The organism is Pseudomonas sp. 13B_3.2_Bac1, assembly GCF_025466205.1.
Taxonomy (GTDB): domain Bacteria; phylum Pseudomonadota; class Gammaproteobacteria; order Pseudomonadales; family Pseudomonadaceae; genus Aquipseudomonas; species Aquipseudomonas fluorescens_H.
Window position 1 is genome coordinate 1 of the sequence record NZ_JANLOG010000111.1, and the last position, 15,663, is coordinate 15,663.

Consider the following 15,663-nt stretch of genomic DNA (forward strand, 5'->3'; position numbering starts at 1 on the left):
CAATGGACTGCGTCATCCCCCGCCTTCTGTCTGCCCCCGCAAATATTTCTTGCTCGTGTGCGCCCGTTTCGGGTATCACTTTGTACATGATTAGACAGGTACGATTTGACAAGAAACAACGGGTGGTCGACGAACTCGTCCGGCGCATCGAAAGCGGCCTCATGGAGGACGGCTTTCTGTTGCCCGGCGAGCATCAGTTGGCTCAGGAATTCAATGTCAGCCGTGGCACGTTGCGCGAAGCGCTGGCCGAGTTGAAGCGGCGCAATTACATCGCCACGCAAAGCGGGGTCGGCTCGATCGTCACGTTTGACGGTGTGGTGCTCGATCAGCGCAGCGGCTGGGCGCAGGCGCTGGCCGACAGCGGGGCGCTGATCAACACCGAAGTGCTGCGTCTGGAAGCCGTGACCCGGCCCGATCTGCTCTCGCGCTTCGGCACCGAGCAATTCATCACCCTCGACCGCCGCCGTCGTTCCAACGATGGCACCCTGGTGTCCCTCGAACGCTCTTTGATGCCGGCGACCGGAGGCCTGGAAAGCCTGCCGCGGGTCGGTCTGATCGACAACTCGCTGACCATCACCCTGGCCGCTTACGGCTACATCGGCGAACGCGGTGATCAGTGGATCGGCGCCGAACCGCTGAATGCCGAAGACGCCGAACTGCTCGGGCGCCCGGTCGGCACCGTTTTCCTCAAGGCCCTGCGCACCACCTACGACCGGCAGAACCGTTTCATGGAGCAGGTCGAAAGCCTGCTCGACCCGGTGCATTTCCGCCTGCACCTGCAATTTGGAGAATCGAAATGACCGCGCTCAACCGTGCCCTCGGTGCGTTTTATGGCCTGGCCCTCGGTGATGCGCTGGGCATGCCGACGCAGTCGCTGAACCGCGAAACGATCAGGACCCGCTTCGGCAAAATCACTGATCTGCAGGACGCTGGTCCCCTGCAACCGATCGCCGCCAACATGCCCAAAGGCTCGATCACCGACGACACCGAACAGGCGATTCTGGTCGGGGAGTTGCTGATTGAAGGCAAGGGCCGGATCGAACCGGCAGTCCTCGCTCAACGGCTGATCGAGTGGGAAGCCGAGATGCAGGCCAAGGGTTCGCAGGACCTGCTCGGGCCATCGACCAAACGCGCCATTGAAATGATCCTCGCCGGTCACTCGCCGGAGGAGGCCGGGCGTTACGGCACCACCAACGGCGCGGCCATGCGCATTACTCCAGTGGGCATCGCGGCAGACGTCGCCGATCCCGAGCGTTTCATCGAGGCCGTGGTCCAGGCCTGTCAGGTCACGCACAACACCACACTGGGAATTTCCAGCGCGGCGGCGGTGGCGGCAGTGGTCTCGGCCGGGATCAACGGCATGGACCTGGGCGAGGCGCTGAACCTCGGCCAGCAGATTGCGCAACAGGCCGAGGCACATGGTCACTGGGTGGCCGGCGGGCGCATCGCCTCGCGCATCAGTTGGGCGCGAACCATCAGCGTCGACAGTGACAAGGCACTGCTGGCGGATCTGCTGTACGACGTGATCGGCACTTCGGTGGCATCGCAGGAATCGGTGGTGGTGTCGTTCGCCCTGGCGCAGCAAGTGGCGGTCGGCGAGATGAGCGCATTCGATGCGTTGTGCATGGCCGCCAGCCTTGGCGGCGACACCGACACCATCGCAGCGATTCTTGGCGCCATGCTCGGGGCCTGCCTGGGTCTCGAGAGCTGGCCGGCACCGATGATTGCCACGGTCAAAGCGGTCAATCATCTGGAGCTTGAACCGTTGGTGCAGGGGCTGTTGGCCTTGCGTTGACCACATAACTGTGGCGAGGGAGCTTGCTCCCGCTGGGCTGCGAAGCGGCCCCAAACCCTGCCGACACACTGTGTCAGACATACCCCATTGTTTGGATTTACGACTGCTTCGCAGCCGAGCGGGAGCAAGCTCCCTCGCCACAAAAGCAAGTTTTATTGCGTCATTGCCACAACCACAATAAAGGCAAACAGGAGCACTGTTCATGAGTTCATCAAACGCCGGGCCAAGCGCCGGGCAGCTGGAAACCCGCGGTATCGAGCCGGTACCGGAAGCCGAGTGCAACGGTCATCCGCTGCAACTGTTCTGGGTCTGGTTCGCCGCCAACATTTCCATTCTCGGTCTGCCGCTGGGTGCCACGCTGGTGGCGTTTCGCGGGTTGGCGATCTGGCAGGCGATCATCGTCGCGATTGTCGGCGCCGCCGGTTCATTCGCTGTGGTCGGGATCATCTCGATTGCCGGCCGCCGTGGCCGCGCGCCGAGCCTGACCCTGTCGCGCGCGATCTTCGGTGTGCGCGGCAACATCGGCCCGACGCTGGTCTCGCTGATGTCGCGGCTGGGCTGGGAAACCGTCAACACCACCACCGCCGCGTTCGTGTTGCTGTCGTTGTGCTCGATCCTGTTCGGCTCCCCGGTGGAAGCGAAAAGCGCGCCGCTGCTCACGCTGATTTTCATCGCGATTTTCGTGCTGCTGACCCTGTCGGTTTCCGGCCTCGGCCACGCCACCTTGCTGGTGATCCAGAAGTGGGCGACCTACGTGTTCGGTGCGTTGAACATTCTGGTCGGTGGCTTCCTCTGTGCCACCATCGACTGGAGCGCCGTATTCAACGCCACCCCTGCGCCGCTGAGCGCGATGATCATCGGCATCGGCACCATGGCCGCCGGCACCGGGATCGGCTGGGCCAACGCCGGTGCTGACATGTCGCGCTATCAGCACCGCAGCGTCAAGGCTGTGCGACTGGTCGCTTCGGCGGCGTTTGGTGCGGGGATTCCGCTGGTGTTGCTGATCACCCTCGGCGGCCTGCTGTCGGTGGGCAACAACGATCTCGCCTCGGCGACTGATCCGATCGTGGCCATCCGCGACATGCTGCCGACGTGGATGGCCGTGCCGTATCTGATCACCGCATTCGGTGGCCTGCTGCTGTCGAACAACCTCTCGGTGTACTCCGCCGGTTTGACCACGCTGACCCTCGGCCTGAAGGTCAAACGCGTCTACGCGGTAGTGGTCGACATCGTGGCGATCTTCGCCGGTTCGATCTACTTCATGCTGATTGCCGACAGCTTCTACGGCCCGTTCATCACCTTCATTTCGCTGCTGGCGGTGCCGATCACCGCGTGGGTCGGGATCTTCGTCGTTGACCTGCTTCATCGTCACTACTACAGCCCCAAAGACCTGCTCGACGTCAGCCCGAGCAGCGCCTATTGGTATCGCGGCGGCATCGAGTGGCGCGCGTTCAGCGCGTGGGCGATTGCCATCGTGCTCGGCTTCAGCTTTACCACCATCGGCACCACGGCCGAGAACGTCTGGTTCAAGGGCTTTTTGTCCGACTCGTGGCTGGGCCACAACGGCCTCGGCTGGATCGTGACCTTCGTGGTGGCCGGTGGCATTTACTGGGTTCTTGGCGGGGCAAAAGATCGCCGCGCCGCGCAAGTCGAGAATGCTCATGCCTAAGATGCTGCACACCGGCCAGGTCATCATCGACCTGGTCATGGCCGTGGATCAGCTGCCGCAAATCGGCGGTGATGTGCTGGCGCAATCTGCCGCGTTCGAGGCTGGCGGCGGTTTCAACGTGATGGCGGCTGCCGTGCGTAATGGTTTGCCCGTGGTCTATCTCGGTCGCCACGGTACCGGGCGTTTTGGTGATCTGGCGCGCCAGGCGATGACCGCTGAAGGCATCCACATCGGCATCGAACAAGCGGCGCAGCGCGACACCGGTTTGTGCGTGGCGCTGACCGACTCATCGGCCGAACGCAGTTTCATTTCCTACATCGGTGCCGAAGGCGAGGTGACGCAAGACGACCTGAACAGCGTGGCCGCCGAGGCGGGCGATTATGTCTACGTCAGCGGTTACAGCCTGCTGCATGCAGGCAAGGCGCAAGCTCTGCTGGACTGGACGCTGGCGCTGCCGCAGGCGATCAACGTGGTGTTTGATCCGGGGCCGTTGGTCGAGTCGCCGGACTCGCCGTTGATCCTGGCGCTGCTGCCGCGCATCGATGTGTGGACCAGCAACAGCGTCGAGGCGCTGCGCTTTACCGAGGCGACTGACATTTCTCAAGCGCTGGATCGGTTGGCGGATTATCTGCCGAAGGATGTGCTGATGGTGGTGCGCGACGGGCCGCAGGGCTGCTGGATTCAGCAGCGTGGCGAGCGTCGGCATGTGCCGGGATTTGCCGTGAAAGCGCTGGACAGCAACGGGGCGGGTGATGCCCATGCCGGGGTGTTTGTCGCCGGATTGGCGCAGGGCTTGAACGCGCACGAGGCGGCGCGGCGGGCGAATGCGGCGGCGGCTTTGGCGGTGACGCGTTGGGGGCCGGCGACAGCGCCGGGGGCTGCCGAGGTGGACGCGTTTATCAGTGAGTCCTGCGGCGATTGATCGACCGCCTTCTCGAGCAAGCCCGCTCCCACATGGTATTCGCGTCAATCACAAAACCCCCTTTAGAAGCTGCCGCCGGCTGCGATCTTTTGCTCTTGAAAGATCACATCCTGCAGCAGCTCCTACTGGACTCAAATGCTTGCGGATCTACCGTCAGCTTTCGAGCTTTCTCGCCGCTTCAACCCCAGCCGCACTGAGCTTGATCGGCAGATTCAACGAGTGTTCGCCGGCCTCGTTGCAGGTCACATGACCATGGTGGATCAGTCCGCGATCCTGCAGGGCGGCGAGGGCGCTGGCCACGACTTTCTCACCGCGATAGTTGTCCAGCACCTCTTTGCCCAGTCCGCTCGGATGGGCATGCAGCAGGCGGGTGAGGACTTCTTTTTCCAGGTTTTTATCGACGTTCATGGTTACCTCTTCATGGATGTGAATAGGACGCTCGCGTCGGCGAACTACTGGCCGGACCCTTCGGAACCCGACCCACCAGTGGTGGTTTTGGAGCCGATTCCAGCGCCCGAGTTGTCAGGCGTAGCAGGGGAATCTGGCGTATTCATGCCGCCCTGGCGACCGGGATCACTGCCTTGAGTGCGCGGATCGGTGCCGGTGGCGGGTGGCTGGTTGATCAACGGCACGCCGGAGCCATCGGTGTTCATGCCGGGGGCACTGTTGATGGCAGGTGCGCGTGGTGGTGGAACCGGGTCGGTGGGGCCTGTGCCCGCTGCGGTGGTGGACGCGGCGAACACCGCTGGGCAGAGCAGGGCGCTGAATACGAGGGCAGTCAACCTTGACGAGATCATAGGGCTTCTCCAGTGATTGGAATCCTTACCTGTTGTTGGTCTTCCCTTGAATCGGATTGGTGCCTGATGAACGACGAACGGTCGAGACACAGGACTGTCAGTCGAGGCCGATTTCTTCCTTGAACTGCTCCATGAAACCCTTCAGGCGCTGATGCCGGACCTGTGCCAGACGCTGACCGGCGACGGTCTGGAAACCATCGGCCAGGCGCAGCAGTTTGGTCTGGAAGTGGTCGAGGCAAAAGCGCGTGTCGTCGTAGTCGCGTGCTTTGGCTTCGGGGTCGACAGGGTCATACAACGCACTGCCCATGCGCCCGGCGACGTAGAAGGTGCGGGCGACGCCGAGCATGCCCAGCGAGTCGAGACGGTCGGCGTCCTGAACCAGTTTCGCTTCGAGGGTCAGCGGGGTGATGTTGGCGGAAAAACTGTGGGCTTCGATGGCGTGGGTGACGGCGCTGATTTTGCCTTCGGGCCAATCCAGATCGGTCAGCACGCTGGCGGCTTTTTCTGCGGCGAGACGCGAAGCCTGCGAGCGCAGCGGCGAGTTTTTTTCCACGGACACGCAGTCGTGCAGCAGCACGGCGGCGAGCAACACTTCCAGGTCGCCACCTTCCTCAGCCTGCAAGGTGCGCGCGGTGTGCCAGACCCGTTGCAGGTGGGCGAGGTCGTGGGCACCGTCGTCGCCGGGTTCGAGGGCGTGGGGCAGCAGTGCTGCTGCGAGCGCCTCCACGGGCATAAAAATCTCAGTGTTCATGAGCATCCTTTCAGATTGTCGAAGTTCCCTGTGGGAGCGGGCTTGCTCGCGAAGGTATCAATCCAGTCACCATCATTGTTGTCTGTCAGACCGCTTTCGCGAGCAAGCCTGCTCCCACATTGCACTAGCGGAGCAGGATATTCTCCGTGTTGCCATGTGACGAGCGCCGTCCACGGCCTTAGTATGGCGTTTTCCTTTTCCGACAAGGCCCGTCCATGACGATCGAAATCCGCCCGGCGACCCCCAGCGATGCACCGCAAATCCTCGCCTTCATCACCGAACTGGCAGATTTCGAAAAGGCCCGCCACGAAGTCATTGCGAGTGTCACCGACATCGAGCGCAGCCTGTTCAGCGAGGGCGCTACCGCCCACGGCCTGATCTGCCTGCGTGACGGTGTGCCGATCGGTTTTGCGGTGTTCTTCTTCAGTTACTCGACGTGGCTCGGCAGCAACTGCCTGTACCTCGAAGACCTCTACATCACCCCCGAACAACGCGGCGGCGGCGCCGGCAAAACCCTGCTGCGGCATCTGGCGAAAATCGCCTGTGCCAATGACTGCGGACGCTTCGAATGGAGCGTGCTGGACTGGAACACCCCGGCCATCGAGTTCTACAAATCCCTCGGCGCGCAACCGCAGGAAGAGTGGGTGCGCTATCGCATGGATGGCAAGGTGTTGCGCGAATTTGCCGAAGGCTGAGGAGATGATGGCAATCCGATGCTGAAGTGATTGCCGCCACCGCTCTAGTCCGGCATTCTACGCGCCATTTTTGCGCGCTCACGGACGACACCTGCAATGCTTCTGGCAAAACTTCTCCACGCCCGTGGAGCCTTCGCTGCGTCTCTGAGTGAGCGGCGATGAGCGGACTGCGGGCGTCAATGCGCCTGTATGGCCTGGTGAAAAACTCAGGCTGCTCTGACAACCCTCAGCGTCAACCGGTAGACATCCTGTGCATCGTCAATCGCACGGGCGGCAAAGCCATTCGTGCGTTTGTGTCGCGGCTCGACGCCGAACTCATGACACGCAGCGCCGGCCTGGGTGACTACCGTGTGATCGCGTTACGCCACTTCGAGCCGAATGCGTTTATCGACGCGCATCAGGGCTGGCTGACGCTGCACATCTGTTGCGGTTTCGTCGCCCCCGCCAGCCATTCGTTGCTCAAGGACGGCGCGTTGATGCCGATGGGCTGGTACGTCTATTCCGAGATCGGCCAGTGGACCGCCGAACATCATCTGGACCTCGGCGTGCAAATGGCCGATCTGCTGCAAACGGCTTACGAGCGTAATCAACTGCGCAATTACAACGCCTGGCTCAACGAGCTCGACGACGCCGCGCCGGCCGAACTGGCCTGGCAAACCGACCAAGCCTGGCGACATCTGCAAACTGCCACATCCCCCGACAGCCGTGAGCACTGCCACGCACTGTTCGACCCTGTCGACAACCGCTGGCGCTTCGCCGCGACCGACATCGACATCCATCAGCCGCACCCGGAACCTCTGAAGCAAGGAGCTTTGAATTGAGTGGTAAACCCGCCGCCCGCGTCACCGACCCGACCGCCTGCCCATTGCCAGGCCATGGCACCAACCCGATCGTTTCCGGCTCGCCCGACGTCTTCTTCGACGGCCTCGCCGCCGCGCGCATGACCGACAAATCAGCCTGTGGCAGCCCGATCACCGGCGCTGTTTCCGGCACCGTATTCATCAACGGCCTGAACGCCGCAACCCTCGACAGCACCGGTGGCCACGGCAATGTCGTGGTCGGTGGTTCGGGCACGGTGATTATTGGACAAAGTGGCGGAGGGGCAGCGTTTAGTGGGTTGTTGCCGATGCCGGTGCATTTCAATGATCGGATGCAGGTCGTTAATGAAGCCACGGGCGAACCTATTCCCGACCACCCTTATGCGATTCAGCGAGGCGATGGGCGTGTTGAGCATGGCATCACCGATGAACAGGGCTTTACCCATATGGTCAGTTCGCATTTGGCCGAAACTATTAAACTGTTCGTAGAGTGATCGAAATGGAAGTCGAAAATCCCGCACTCAACGATTGTAAAACTGAAGTGGCTGGTCATGAGTTGACCTGCAAGACTGATCAGAGCGTAAAACAGGCTGCGGTTAAAGTAAAAAAGGTTGCAGTGTTTTTTATTGGCGGTGCTGGGGATAAGGAAGAGTACTATCAAAATGAGCCGCCGCATCATAATGTGATGAATGCATGGAAGCAGTTAGAGAAGCGTCTTACTAATGAGCAGAAAGTTGAGGTGAATCTGCCATACATAAGTTACAAAGACGTTCGCGGTGAAAAAGATATTAAAAAGTACGTCGAGCGTCCTTTGAAAGGTGATAAGTCGGTCTATATTGTCGTTGTAGGTCATAGTTTGGGTGGTTGGAATGGTGCACATCTGACTTCGATTTTGAAAGAGCGCGGTTACACCGTAAAGGTATTGGTAACGCTTGATCCTGTTGGCGGTGGCACAGGTGTCTGGATGGTGTCTGATATATATTTCACGACACCGAAGCCCTCGGCAGATTATTGGGTCAATGTATTGGCTTCGCCCAAGGTGACGGATTCATCTGATAACGTTGCAAGCATGGGCGAGCGTTGGGTTATGACATCTGGGCCAGCTATCAACGAAGCGGTAGACGCCAACCATCGTCAGGCAGGTGTCATGTTTGGCGCTACGCTACAGGGTGGTAAATCGGCTTGCGATATTGTGTATGAACGTTTGAGTCAATATTTGGAATCTTCGAAATGAAGTCGTTGTTTGTTTTTCTGACACTGCTGCTGTGCAGTTCTTGCACTAAGCAACCGGTTCTTCCGGTCATTGATATTGACTTGATTTCTGTCAGTGGTGGAGATGATCACTCATCTTTAGGTATTAAGTTTGATTCGAAAACCGATCTGTTGAATTTTTTTCAGGATGTGACCGGGGAAAGTCAGTTGGGCGAGTCTTTGTTCTGCTCGCTGGATAAGGATGTCGAGTTTAAGGATTTTGACAAGTTGACTCAGTATTTGGTGGGGGATTTTGTTGAGCTTGATAGTTCCGGATCTAAAGCGGAGCATATTTATATGGCCAAATTGTCCTCGTTTAAAAAAGAGGATGAGGGCGTATCAAATATTTTTATGCCTGCCAGTGAATTATTGCAGGTATTAGGTCAGCGTAATGTCATCTCTTGTAAGGTGTTCACTTCTGCTTATTCATTCGGTGGATATTATTCGAAGTCAATGCTCATCCCAGCAACTGACATCGTGCGTGCGATTCAAGAGAAGCGCGATTGATGGGGCTGAGAGGATTCCGGCTGCTACTGATTGCTGGTTTTTTAACGTGTCGTCCTGCCTGCACCTAAACGGACGTCGTTCAGCGTTGGACAAAATGGACTTATTTAGTCCCAAAATATGGGATGCAAAATTACATATTGAGATTTCGCGCTTGAAAGGTCTATAGTCCGTCGCACTCACTGCCAAAAACAAAACAGGTGAAGCGATGCAGGCGCAATTGATCGCGCTCGACTGGGGGACGACCTCATTACGTGCTTATAAACTCGCGGCGGGCGGGGTGGTGCTGGAGCAGCGTGCGCTGTCGTCCGGGATCATGCAGTTACCGCAGACGCCGCGAGTCATCAACGGTCGTGAATGCGCCGACGGTTTTGAACTGGCCTTCGAAGACGCGTGCGGCGACTGGCTCGATGCGCAGCCGGATTTGCCAGTGATCGCCTGCGGCATGGTCGGCAGCGCTCAGGGCTGGCGCGAAGCGGCCTACTGCGAAACGCCGGCGAACGTCGCCAATCTCGGAAATTCCCTACAAACCCTGGTCAGTCTGCGCGGCACGCGGGTGCACATCGTGCCGGGCGTGATTCAGCGTTCGCACTTGCCCAACGTGATGCGCGGCGAAGAAACCCAGGTTCTCGGCGTACTGCAGAATTTGCCGCTCGAGGCGGGCGGCGATCTGTTGATCGGTCTGCCGGGCAGTCATTCCAAGTGGGTGGAAGTGGTCGATGGCTGCATCATTCATTTCGATACCTTCATGACCGGCGAAGTGTTCGCCGTACTCAGTCATCACAGCATTCTGGGTCGTACCCAACAGCACGGCGCGGCTTTCGATGGCCCGGCGTTTGATCGTGGCGTGCAAGTGGCGCTATCGGCGGACGGCGAGCTTGGCGTGCTCTCGACGCTGTTCAGTGCCCGCACGCTGGGCCTGACCGGCGAACTCGACGCCAGTGCACAACCTGACTATTTGTCCGGCCTGTTGATCGGCCATGAACTCGCGGCACTCGCCACGGCTCAGCGCCGCCGACGCAACAGCGTGCATCTGCCTTCGATCGTCCTCATCGGCAACGTGCAACTCTGCGCCCGCTACGGCCGGGCCCTCGATGCCTGCGGTTTCGCCCGGATCACGCTCGCCGAGCAGGCCACCGAGCGCGGTTTGTGGCAACTGGCGCTGGCCGCCGGACTGCTCGATTCTTCATCCCGTTAACCCTGACTGGAGGCCTGACATGCTCAAGCAAGCACTGGCACAAAACGGTCTGATCGCGATCCTCCGTGGCCTGCATCCGCAGGAAGCCGCCGCTGTCGGAGAAGTCCTGTATGCAGCCGGATTTCGCCTCATCGAAGTACCGCTCAATTCCCCGTCGCCGTACGAAAGTATCCGCATCCTGCGTCAGACCTTGCCCGCCGATTGCCTGATCGGTGCTGGCACGGTGCTGACCCCGGAGCAGGTCGAGTTGGTGAAAGAGGCCGGCGGCCAGGTGATCGTCATGCCACACAGCGACGCCAAGGTGCTGCGCGCAGCGAAAGCGGCGGGGCTGTACCTGTCGCCGGGTGTCGCGACACCGACCGAAGCGTTCGCGGCGCTGGAGGAGGGCGCGGACATTCTCAAGCTGTTCCCGGCCGAGCAGATGAGCCCGGCGGTGGTCAAGGCGTGGCTCGCGGTATTGCCTTCCGGGACGGTGCTGGCGCCGGTCGGCGGGATCACCCCGGACAACATGCAAGCGTTCATCGACGCTGGCGTGAAAGGTTTCGGCCTCGGTTCCGGACTGTTCAAACCGGGCATGAGCGTTGAGCAAGTTGCCGTCAATGCCAAGGCTTACGTCGCCGCCTGGAAAGCCCTTCGCTAACCTTTCTGGCGCATCTATAAGAGAGACAAGAAGATGAAAATCACCAAACTCACCACCTTCATCGTCCCGCCGCGGTGGTGCTTCCTCAAGGTCGAAACCGATGAGGGTGTGACCGGTTGGGGCGAGCCTGTGGTCGAAGGCCGCGCGCACACCGTCGCCGCTGCCGTTGAAGAATTGTCCGACTACCTGATCGGCAAAGACCCACGCAACATCGAGGACATCTGGACCGTGCTGTACCGCGGCGGCTTCTACCGCGGCGGCGCGATCCACATGAGTGCGCTGGCCGGTATCGATCAGGCGCTGTGGGACATCAAGGGCAAGGCCCTCGGCGTGTCGGTCAGCGATCTGCTCGGCGGTCAGGTGCGCGACAAGATTCGTGTGTATTCGTGGATCGGTGGCGATCGTCCGGCCGACACCGCACGCGCCGCGAAAGAGGCGGTGAGCCGGGGTTTTACTGCGGTGAAAATGAACGGCACCGAAGAGCTGCAGTTCCTCGACTCCTTCGAGAAAGTCGATCTGGCCCTGGCCAACGTTGCCGCCGTGCGCGATGCGGTCGGGCCGAACGTCGGTATCGGCGTCGACTTCCATGGCCGGGTGCACAAACCCATGGCCAAGGTGCTGATGAAGGAACTCGACCCGTACAAACTGATGTTCATCGAAGAGCCGGTGCTCAGCGAAAACTACGAAGCGCTGAAAGAATTGGCGCCGCTGACCAGCACGCCGATTGCCCTTGGCGAGCGGCTGTTCTCGCGCTGGGATTTCAAGCGGGTGCTGAGCGAAGGCTACGTCGACATCATCCAGCCGGATGCCTCGCATGCCGGCGGTATCACCGAGACCCGCAAGATCGCCAACATGGCCGAAGCCTACGACGTGGCGCTGGCGCTGCATTGCCCGCTGGGGCCAATCGCGCTGGCGGCGTGCCTGCAGCTGGATGCGGCTTGTTACAACGCGTTTATCCAGGAGCAGAGCTTGGGTATCCATTACAACGAGAGCAACGATCTGCTCGACTACGTGAAGGATCCGCGAGTGTTCGACTACGACCAGGGCTTCGTGAAGATTCCGAACGGGCCGGGGCTGGGCATCGAGATCAATGAGGAATACGTGATCGAACGCGCGGCGGTCGGCCACCGCTGGCGCAACCCGATCTGGCGCCATGCCGATGGCAGTTTTGCCGAGTGGTGAGTCCCTTCTGACTCACCACAAATCCTTGTGGGAGGGGGCTTGCTCCCGAATGCGGCATGTCAGCTGGAGAGATGTCGACTGATACCCCGCATTCGGGAGCAAGCCCCCTCCCACAGTGTTTGATCTCCATGGATGGGAGATTGCGTCAATGACCTCAAATAATCATAAAAAGAGGCACCCCCCATGCCAACGCAAACCCTCACCGGGCAGGCGTCTTTAGTCACGCCTAGCCGCAAGCGGTTTTTCATCATGGTGTTGCTGTTCATCACCGTGGTCATCAATTACCTCGACCGCAGCAACCTGTCGATTGCCGCGCCCGCGCTGACCAGCGAGCTGGGCATTGATCCGGTTCACGTCGGGCTGATTTTCTCCGCGTTTGGCTGGACCTACGCCGCGATGCAGATCCCCGGTGGCTGGCTGGTGGATCGGGTACCGCCGCGCATTTTGTATAGCGTCGCGCTGCTGCTGTGGTCGCTGGCCACGGTGCTGCTCGGCTTCGCCGCGAGCTTCATTGCCCTGTTCGTTTTGCGCATGGCGGTCGGCGCGCTGGAAGCACCGGCCTATCCGATCAACAGCCGCGTGGTGACCACCTGGTTTCCCGAGCGTGAGCGGGCCACCGCGATTGGCTTCTACACCTCCGGGCAGTTTGTCGGCCTGGCGTTTCTGACCCCGGTGCTGGCCTGGCTGCAACATGAATTCGGCTGGCACATGGTGTTTGTCGCGACCGGTGTGGCGGGCGTTATCTGGGCGGCCATCTGGTACGCGGTGTATCGCGAACCGCGTGATTTCAAAGGTGCCAACGACGCGGAAATCGATCTGATCCGCGAGGGCGGCGGACTGGTGGATATTCAAGCGCAAACGGCCAAGGCCTCGTTCAGATGGATCGATCTCGGCATCGTCCTGAGCAAGCGCAAGTTGTGGGGCATCTACCTCGGCCAGTTCTGCCTGAACTCGACACTGTGGTTCTTCCTGACGTGGTTCCCGACTTACCTGGTGAAATATCGCGGCATGGACTTCATCAAGTCCGGCCTGTTGGCCTCGCTGCCGTTTCTCGCGGCGTTCGTGGGTGTGCTGTGCTCGGGGTTCTTTTCCGACCTGTTGATCCGCCGTGGCTGCAGCGTGGGCTTCGCGCGCAAGTTGCCGATCATTGGCGGACTGTTGATTTCCACTTCGATCATCGGCGCCAATTTCGTTGAGTCGACGCCGCTGGTGATTGCCTTCCTGGCGCTGGCGTTTTTCGGCAACGGGCTGGCTTCGATCACCTGGTCGCTGGTCTCGACCCTGGCTCCGGCGCGTTTGCTCGGTTTGACCGGCGGGGTGTTCAACTTCATCGGCAACCTGTCGGCGATTGCCACGCCGATTGTCATCGGTTTCCTCGCCAGCGGTGATTCGTTCGCTCCGGCGATCACCTACATCGCGGTTCTGGCGCTGATCGGTGCATTGTCCTACGTGCTGCTGGTAGGCAAGGTCGAGCGTATCGAGTTGTAGTCGTCTGCGTCGGGCGACCATAATGCCGCCCGTTCCCTCGCTCAACGGTAAAGGCTGGATATGCAGGAAGACGCCCCGGAAAAAACCAAGGACGCCGCGCCCACCGGCACCCAGACCCTGCTTCGCGGACTGGGTGTGGTGCAGGCGGTGGCCAGTGGCGCCCGCGATCTGAAAGAGATCGCCCGGCTGATCGGCACCACGCGCAGTACCACCCATCGTCTGGCCAGTTGCCTGGTCGACGAGCGCTACCTGCGCGTGGTGCCGCAAATCGGCTATCTGCTGGGGCCGAAGCTGATCGAGCTGGGGTTTCAGGCGCGCGAAGAGTTGCCGCTGGTGAGTCTGGCCGGGCCGTACCTGGACGAGTTGTCGGCGTTGACCGGGGACACCGTGCACCTGGGCATTCGTGAGGGCGACGAGGTGTTGTACCTGCTGAAGAATCCGGGGCGTAACGGCCCGGAAATGCGTTCGCGGGTCGGCCACCGGATGCCGCTGGCGCGCACCGGGATCGGCAAGGCGTTGATGCTCGATGATGCGCCGCAGGATTGGCAGCGGCTGTACGACATCAGCCTGCCGGCGGGTGGGAAAAGTCAGTTCTGGCCGCAGCATCCCCAGCAATCGTGGGAACAGCTCGAACAGCGCATGACCGAGTACGTGGCCGGCGGCTACGCCTTCGATCTGGAAGACAACGAACCGTCGATCCGCTGTGTGGCGGCGCCGATTCGCGATGCGAGCAAGCGGATTGTGGCGGCGATCAGCATCGCCAGCACCGTGCCGTACATGCCGCTGGAAAAAATGGCCGAGCTGATTCCCCTGATCAAAGGGGTCACAGCCCGGCTCTCGGCAGAACTCGGTCTGAAGGTTTAAAGCTTCAGCGTCGCCATGTCGATCACGAAGCGATACTTCACGTCACCGGCGATCATCCGCGCGTAAGCCTCGTTGATCTGGCGGATGTCGAGCATTTCGATGTCGCAGGTGATGTTGTGTTCGGCGCAGAAATCCAGCACTTCCTGGGTTTCGGCGATGCCGCCGATCAGCGAACCGGCCAGCACGCGGCGGCCCAGCACCAGGTTGGCAGCATGCACCGGCGGTTCGATCGGTTCGATCAGGCCGACCAGAATGTGCACGCCATCAAAGCGCAGGGTTTGCAGGTACGGGTTGAGGTCGTGCTGCACCGGAATGGTGTCCAGCAGGAAGTCGAACCGGCCTGCAGCGGCAGCCATCTGTTCGGCATCGGTGGAGACGATCACATGATCGGCGCCCTGCCGACGACCTTCCTCGGCCTTGCTCGCCGAACGGGTGAACAGCGTCACTTCCGCGCCCAGCGCCTTGGCGAACTTGATGCCCATGTGGCCGAGGCCGCCCATGCCGAGAATCCCGACCTTGTCGCCGGCCTTGACCCCGTAGTGCTTGAGCGGCGAGTAGGTGGTGATGCCGGCACAGAGAATCGGCGCAGCGCTGGCCAGATCCAGCTTTTCAGGGATGCGCACGACGAAGTGCTCGCTGACGACGATGCTGTCCGAATAACCGCCCATGGTGTTGCTGCCATCGACCCGATCCGGGGTGGCGTAGGTCATGGTCGGACCTTCGAGGCAGTATTGCTCGAGGTTCTGCTGGCAGGCGGCGCAGGTGCGGCAAGAGTCGACCATGCAGCCGACGCCGACCAGATCGCCGACTTTATGTTGGGTGACATTCGCACCGATGGCGGTGACTTTTCCGACGATCTCATGGCCGGGCATCAACGGATAAACGGCGATGCCCCATTCGTTGCGTGCCTGGTGGATATCGGAGTGGCAGACGCCGCAGTAGAGGATCTCGATCGCCACGTCGTCAGCGCGTGGGCTGCGGCGTTCGAATTTCATCGGGGCGAGGGGAGTGGTGGCCGATTGGGCGGCATAACCGATAGCGGTGTACATGATTAACCTCGCAGAAGCAGTGACAGGTGAGGTGGCGCAT

18 protein-coding genes are annotated in these 15,663 nt (G+C 60.6%); 14 read left to right on the forward strand and 4 right to left on the reverse strand.

The window, feature by feature from the left end:
• Positions 1 to 86 precede the first annotated feature (86 nt).
• The 4 genes from NTD85_RS17910 (at position 87) to NTD85_RS17925 (ending at position 4,386) form a co-directional block, all read left to right on the forward strand.
• Positions 87 to 800 (forward strand): GntR family transcriptional regulator, encoded by a 714-nt coding sequence (locus tag NTD85_RS17910; protein WP_045122582.1) that lies wholly within the window; start codon positions 87 to 89, stop codon positions 798 to 800.
• Positions 797 to 1,795, forward strand: a complete 999-nt coding sequence (locus tag NTD85_RS17915) for an ADP-ribosylglycohydrolase family protein (RefSeq protein WP_262142822.1) — start codon at positions 797 to 799, stop codon at positions 1,793 to 1,795. The genes NTD85_RS17910 and NTD85_RS17915 overlap by 4 nt, the downstream gene beginning before the upstream one ends.
• Before the next feature lie 202 nt (positions 1,796 to 1,997).
• Positions 1,998 to 3,464 (forward strand): purine-cytosine permease family protein, encoded by a 1,467-nt coding sequence (locus tag NTD85_RS17920; protein WP_262142823.1) that lies wholly within the window; start codon positions 1,998 to 2,000, stop codon positions 3,462 to 3,464.
• A complete protein-coding gene (locus tag NTD85_RS17925) occupies positions 3,457 to 4,386 on the forward strand; it encodes a PfkB family carbohydrate kinase (RefSeq protein WP_262142824.1) in 930 nt (309 codons plus the stop codon). Before NTD85_RS17920 ends, NTD85_RS17925 begins: the two co-directional genes overlap by 8 nt.
• 153 nt (positions 4,387 to 4,539) lie before the next feature.
• On the opposite strand, the gene NTD85_RS17930 is transcribed toward NTD85_RS17925, so the two are convergent.
• The 3 genes from NTD85_RS17930 to NTD85_RS17940 all read right to left on the reverse strand — a co-directional run bounded on the left by NTD85_RS17930 (position 4,540) and on the right by NTD85_RS17940 (position 5,934).
• On the reverse strand, positions 4,540 to 4,794 hold the full coding sequence (locus tag NTD85_RS17930) for a hypothetical protein (protein ID WP_003227002.1): 255 nt from the start codon (positions 4,792 to 4,794) through the stop codon (positions 4,540 to 4,542).
• 44 nt (positions 4,795 to 4,838) lie between these two features.
• The gene (locus NTD85_RS17935; RefSeq protein WP_003227000.1) at positions 4,839 to 5,183 is read right to left on the reverse strand and encodes a hypothetical protein; all 345 of its coding nucleotides are present in this window, start codon (positions 5,181 to 5,183) and stop codon (positions 4,839 to 4,841) included.
• Positions 5,184 to 5,280: 97 nt separating this feature from the next.
• On the reverse strand, positions 5,281 to 5,934 hold the full coding sequence (locus NTD85_RS17940) for an HD domain-containing protein (protein ID WP_262142825.1): 654 nt from the start codon (positions 5,932 to 5,934) through the stop codon (positions 5,281 to 5,283).
• Positions 5,935 to 6,149: 215 nt separating this feature from the next.
• Here NTD85_RS17940 and NTD85_RS17945 point away from each other — a divergent pair, with 215 nt between their 5' ends.
• From NTD85_RS17945 to NTD85_RS17990, 10 genes are all read left to right on the forward strand, one after another.
• Entirely contained in the window at positions 6,150 to 6,629 is a 480-nt protein-coding gene (locus tag NTD85_RS17945) for a GNAT family N-acetyltransferase (protein WP_003226995.1), read from the forward strand.
• A gap of 158 nt (positions 6,630 to 6,787) precedes the next feature.
• The gene (locus tag NTD85_RS17950; RefSeq protein WP_098965004.1) at positions 6,788 to 7,450 is read left to right on the forward strand and encodes a hypothetical protein; all 663 of its coding nucleotides are present in this window, start codon (positions 6,788 to 6,790) and stop codon (positions 7,448 to 7,450) included.
• Positions 7,447 to 7,941 (forward strand): PAAR domain-containing protein, encoded by a 495-nt coding sequence (locus NTD85_RS17955; RefSeq protein ID WP_103484718.1) that lies wholly within the window; start codon positions 7,447 to 7,449, stop codon positions 7,939 to 7,941. The genes NTD85_RS17950 and NTD85_RS17955 overlap by 4 nt, the downstream gene beginning before the upstream one ends.
• A 5-nt stretch (positions 7,942 to 7,946) precedes the next feature.
• Positions 7,947 to 8,681: a hypothetical protein gene (locus NTD85_RS17960; protein WP_098965002.1), complete on the forward strand. Its 735-nt coding sequence runs from the start codon at positions 7,947 to 7,949 to the stop codon at positions 8,679 to 8,681.
• Positions 8,678 to 9,205: a hypothetical protein gene (locus tag NTD85_RS17965; RefSeq protein WP_262142826.1), complete on the forward strand. Its 528-nt coding sequence runs from the start codon at positions 8,678 to 8,680 to the stop codon at positions 9,203 to 9,205. The genes NTD85_RS17960 and NTD85_RS17965 overlap by 4 nt, the downstream gene beginning before the upstream one ends.
• Before the next feature lie 205 nt (positions 9,206 to 9,410).
• On the forward strand, positions 9,411 to 10,400 hold the full coding sequence (locus NTD85_RS17970) for a 2-dehydro-3-deoxygalactonokinase (RefSeq protein ID WP_262142827.1): 990 nt from the start codon (positions 9,411 to 9,413) through the stop codon (positions 10,398 to 10,400).
• Between the two features lie 19 nt (positions 10,401 to 10,419).
• Positions 10,420 to 11,040: a 2-dehydro-3-deoxy-6-phosphogalactonate aldolase gene (locus tag NTD85_RS17975; RefSeq protein WP_262142828.1), complete on the forward strand. Its 621-nt coding sequence runs from the start codon at positions 10,420 to 10,422 to the stop codon at positions 11,038 to 11,040.
• Positions 11,041 to 11,073: 33 nt separating this feature from the next.
• The gene (gene dgoD / locus NTD85_RS17980) at positions 11,074 to 12,222 is read left to right on the forward strand and encodes a galactonate dehydratase (protein ID WP_007961968.1); all 1,149 of its coding nucleotides are present in this window, start codon (positions 11,074 to 11,076) and stop codon (positions 12,220 to 12,222) included.
• A gap of 183 nt (positions 12,223 to 12,405) precedes the next feature.
• Positions 12,406 to 13,710: an MFS transporter gene (locus tag NTD85_RS17985; RefSeq protein ID WP_262142829.1), complete on the forward strand. Its 1,305-nt coding sequence runs from the start codon at positions 12,406 to 12,408 to the stop codon at positions 13,708 to 13,710.
• A 60-nt stretch (positions 13,711 to 13,770) separates the two neighbouring features.
• The gene (locus tag NTD85_RS17990) at positions 13,771 to 14,574 is read left to right on the forward strand and encodes an IclR family transcriptional regulator (protein WP_096794901.1); all 804 of its coding nucleotides are present in this window, start codon (positions 13,771 to 13,773) and stop codon (positions 14,572 to 14,574) included.
• On the opposite strand, the gene NTD85_RS17995 is transcribed toward NTD85_RS17990, so the two are convergent.
• Positions 14,571 to 15,623 carry an NAD(P)-dependent alcohol dehydrogenase gene (locus NTD85_RS17995; protein WP_262142830.1) on the reverse strand — a complete coding sequence of 351 codons (1,053 nt, stop codon included), beginning with the start codon at positions 15,621 to 15,623 and terminating at the stop codon, positions 14,571 to 14,573. The genes NTD85_RS17990 and NTD85_RS17995 overlap by 4 nt on opposite strands.
• Positions 15,624 to 15,663: the final 40 nt, after the last annotated feature.

Excerpts from the sequence above, each read along its gene's own strand:
- NTD85_RS17920 (WP_262142823.1), top strand. The coding sequence starts at position 1,998 with ATGAGTTCATCAAACGCCGGGCCAAGCGCCGGGCAGCTGGAAACCCGC.
- NTD85_RS17990 (WP_096794901.1), top strand. The coding sequence starts at position 13,771 with ATGCAGGAAGACGCCCCGGAAAAAACCAAGGACGCCGCGCCCACCGGC.
- NTD85_RS17995 (WP_262142830.1), bottom strand. The coding sequence starts at position 15,623 with ATGTACACCGCTATCGGTTATGCCGCCCAATCGGCCACCACTCCCCTC.
- NTD85_RS17915 (WP_262142822.1), top strand. The coding sequence starts at position 797 with ATGACCGCGCTCAACCGTGCCCTCGGTGCGTTTTATGGCCTGGCCCTC.
- NTD85_RS17945 (WP_003226995.1), top strand. The coding sequence starts at position 6,150 with ATGACGATCGAAATCCGCCCGGCGACCCCCAGCGATGCACCGCAAATC.
- NTD85_RS17985 (WP_262142829.1), top strand. The coding sequence starts at position 12,406 with ATGCCAACGCAAACCCTCACCGGGCAGGCGTCTTTAGTCACGCCTAGC.
- NTD85_RS17970 (WP_262142827.1), top strand. The coding sequence starts at position 9,411 with ATGCAGGCGCAATTGATCGCGCTCGACTGGGGGACGACCTCATTACGT.
- NTD85_RS17950 (WP_098965004.1), top strand. The coding sequence starts at position 6,788 with ATGAGCGGACTGCGGGCGTCAATGCGCCTGTATGGCCTGGTGAAAAAC.
- NTD85_RS17975 (WP_262142828.1), top strand. The coding sequence starts at position 10,420 with ATGCTCAAGCAAGCACTGGCACAAAACGGTCTGATCGCGATCCTCCGT.
- NTD85_RS17930 (WP_003227002.1), bottom strand. The coding sequence starts at position 4,794 with ATGAACGTCGATAAAAACCTGGAAAAAGAAGTCCTCACCCGCCTGCTG.
- dgoD (WP_007961968.1), top strand. The coding sequence starts at position 11,074 with ATGAAAATCACCAAACTCACCACCTTCATCGTCCCGCCGCGGTGGTGC.
- NTD85_RS17960 (WP_098965002.1), top strand. The coding sequence starts at position 7,947 with ATGGAAGTCGAAAATCCCGCACTCAACGATTGTAAAACTGAAGTGGCT.
- NTD85_RS17925 (WP_262142824.1), top strand. The coding sequence starts at position 3,457 with ATGCCTAAGATGCTGCACACCGGCCAGGTCATCATCGACCTGGTCATG.
- NTD85_RS17910 (WP_045122582.1), top strand. The coding sequence starts at position 87 with ATGATTAGACAGGTACGATTTGACAAGAAACAACGGGTGGTCGACGAA.
- NTD85_RS17965 (WP_262142826.1), top strand. The coding sequence starts at position 8,678 with ATGAAGTCGTTGTTTGTTTTTCTGACACTGCTGCTGTGCAGTTCTTGC.
- NTD85_RS17935 (WP_003227000.1), bottom strand. The coding sequence starts at position 5,183 with ATGATCTCGTCAAGGTTGACTGCCCTCGTATTCAGCGCCCTGCTCTGC.
- NTD85_RS17940 (WP_262142825.1), bottom strand. The coding sequence starts at position 5,934 with ATGAACACTGAGATTTTTATGCCCGTGGAGGCGCTCGCAGCAGCACTG.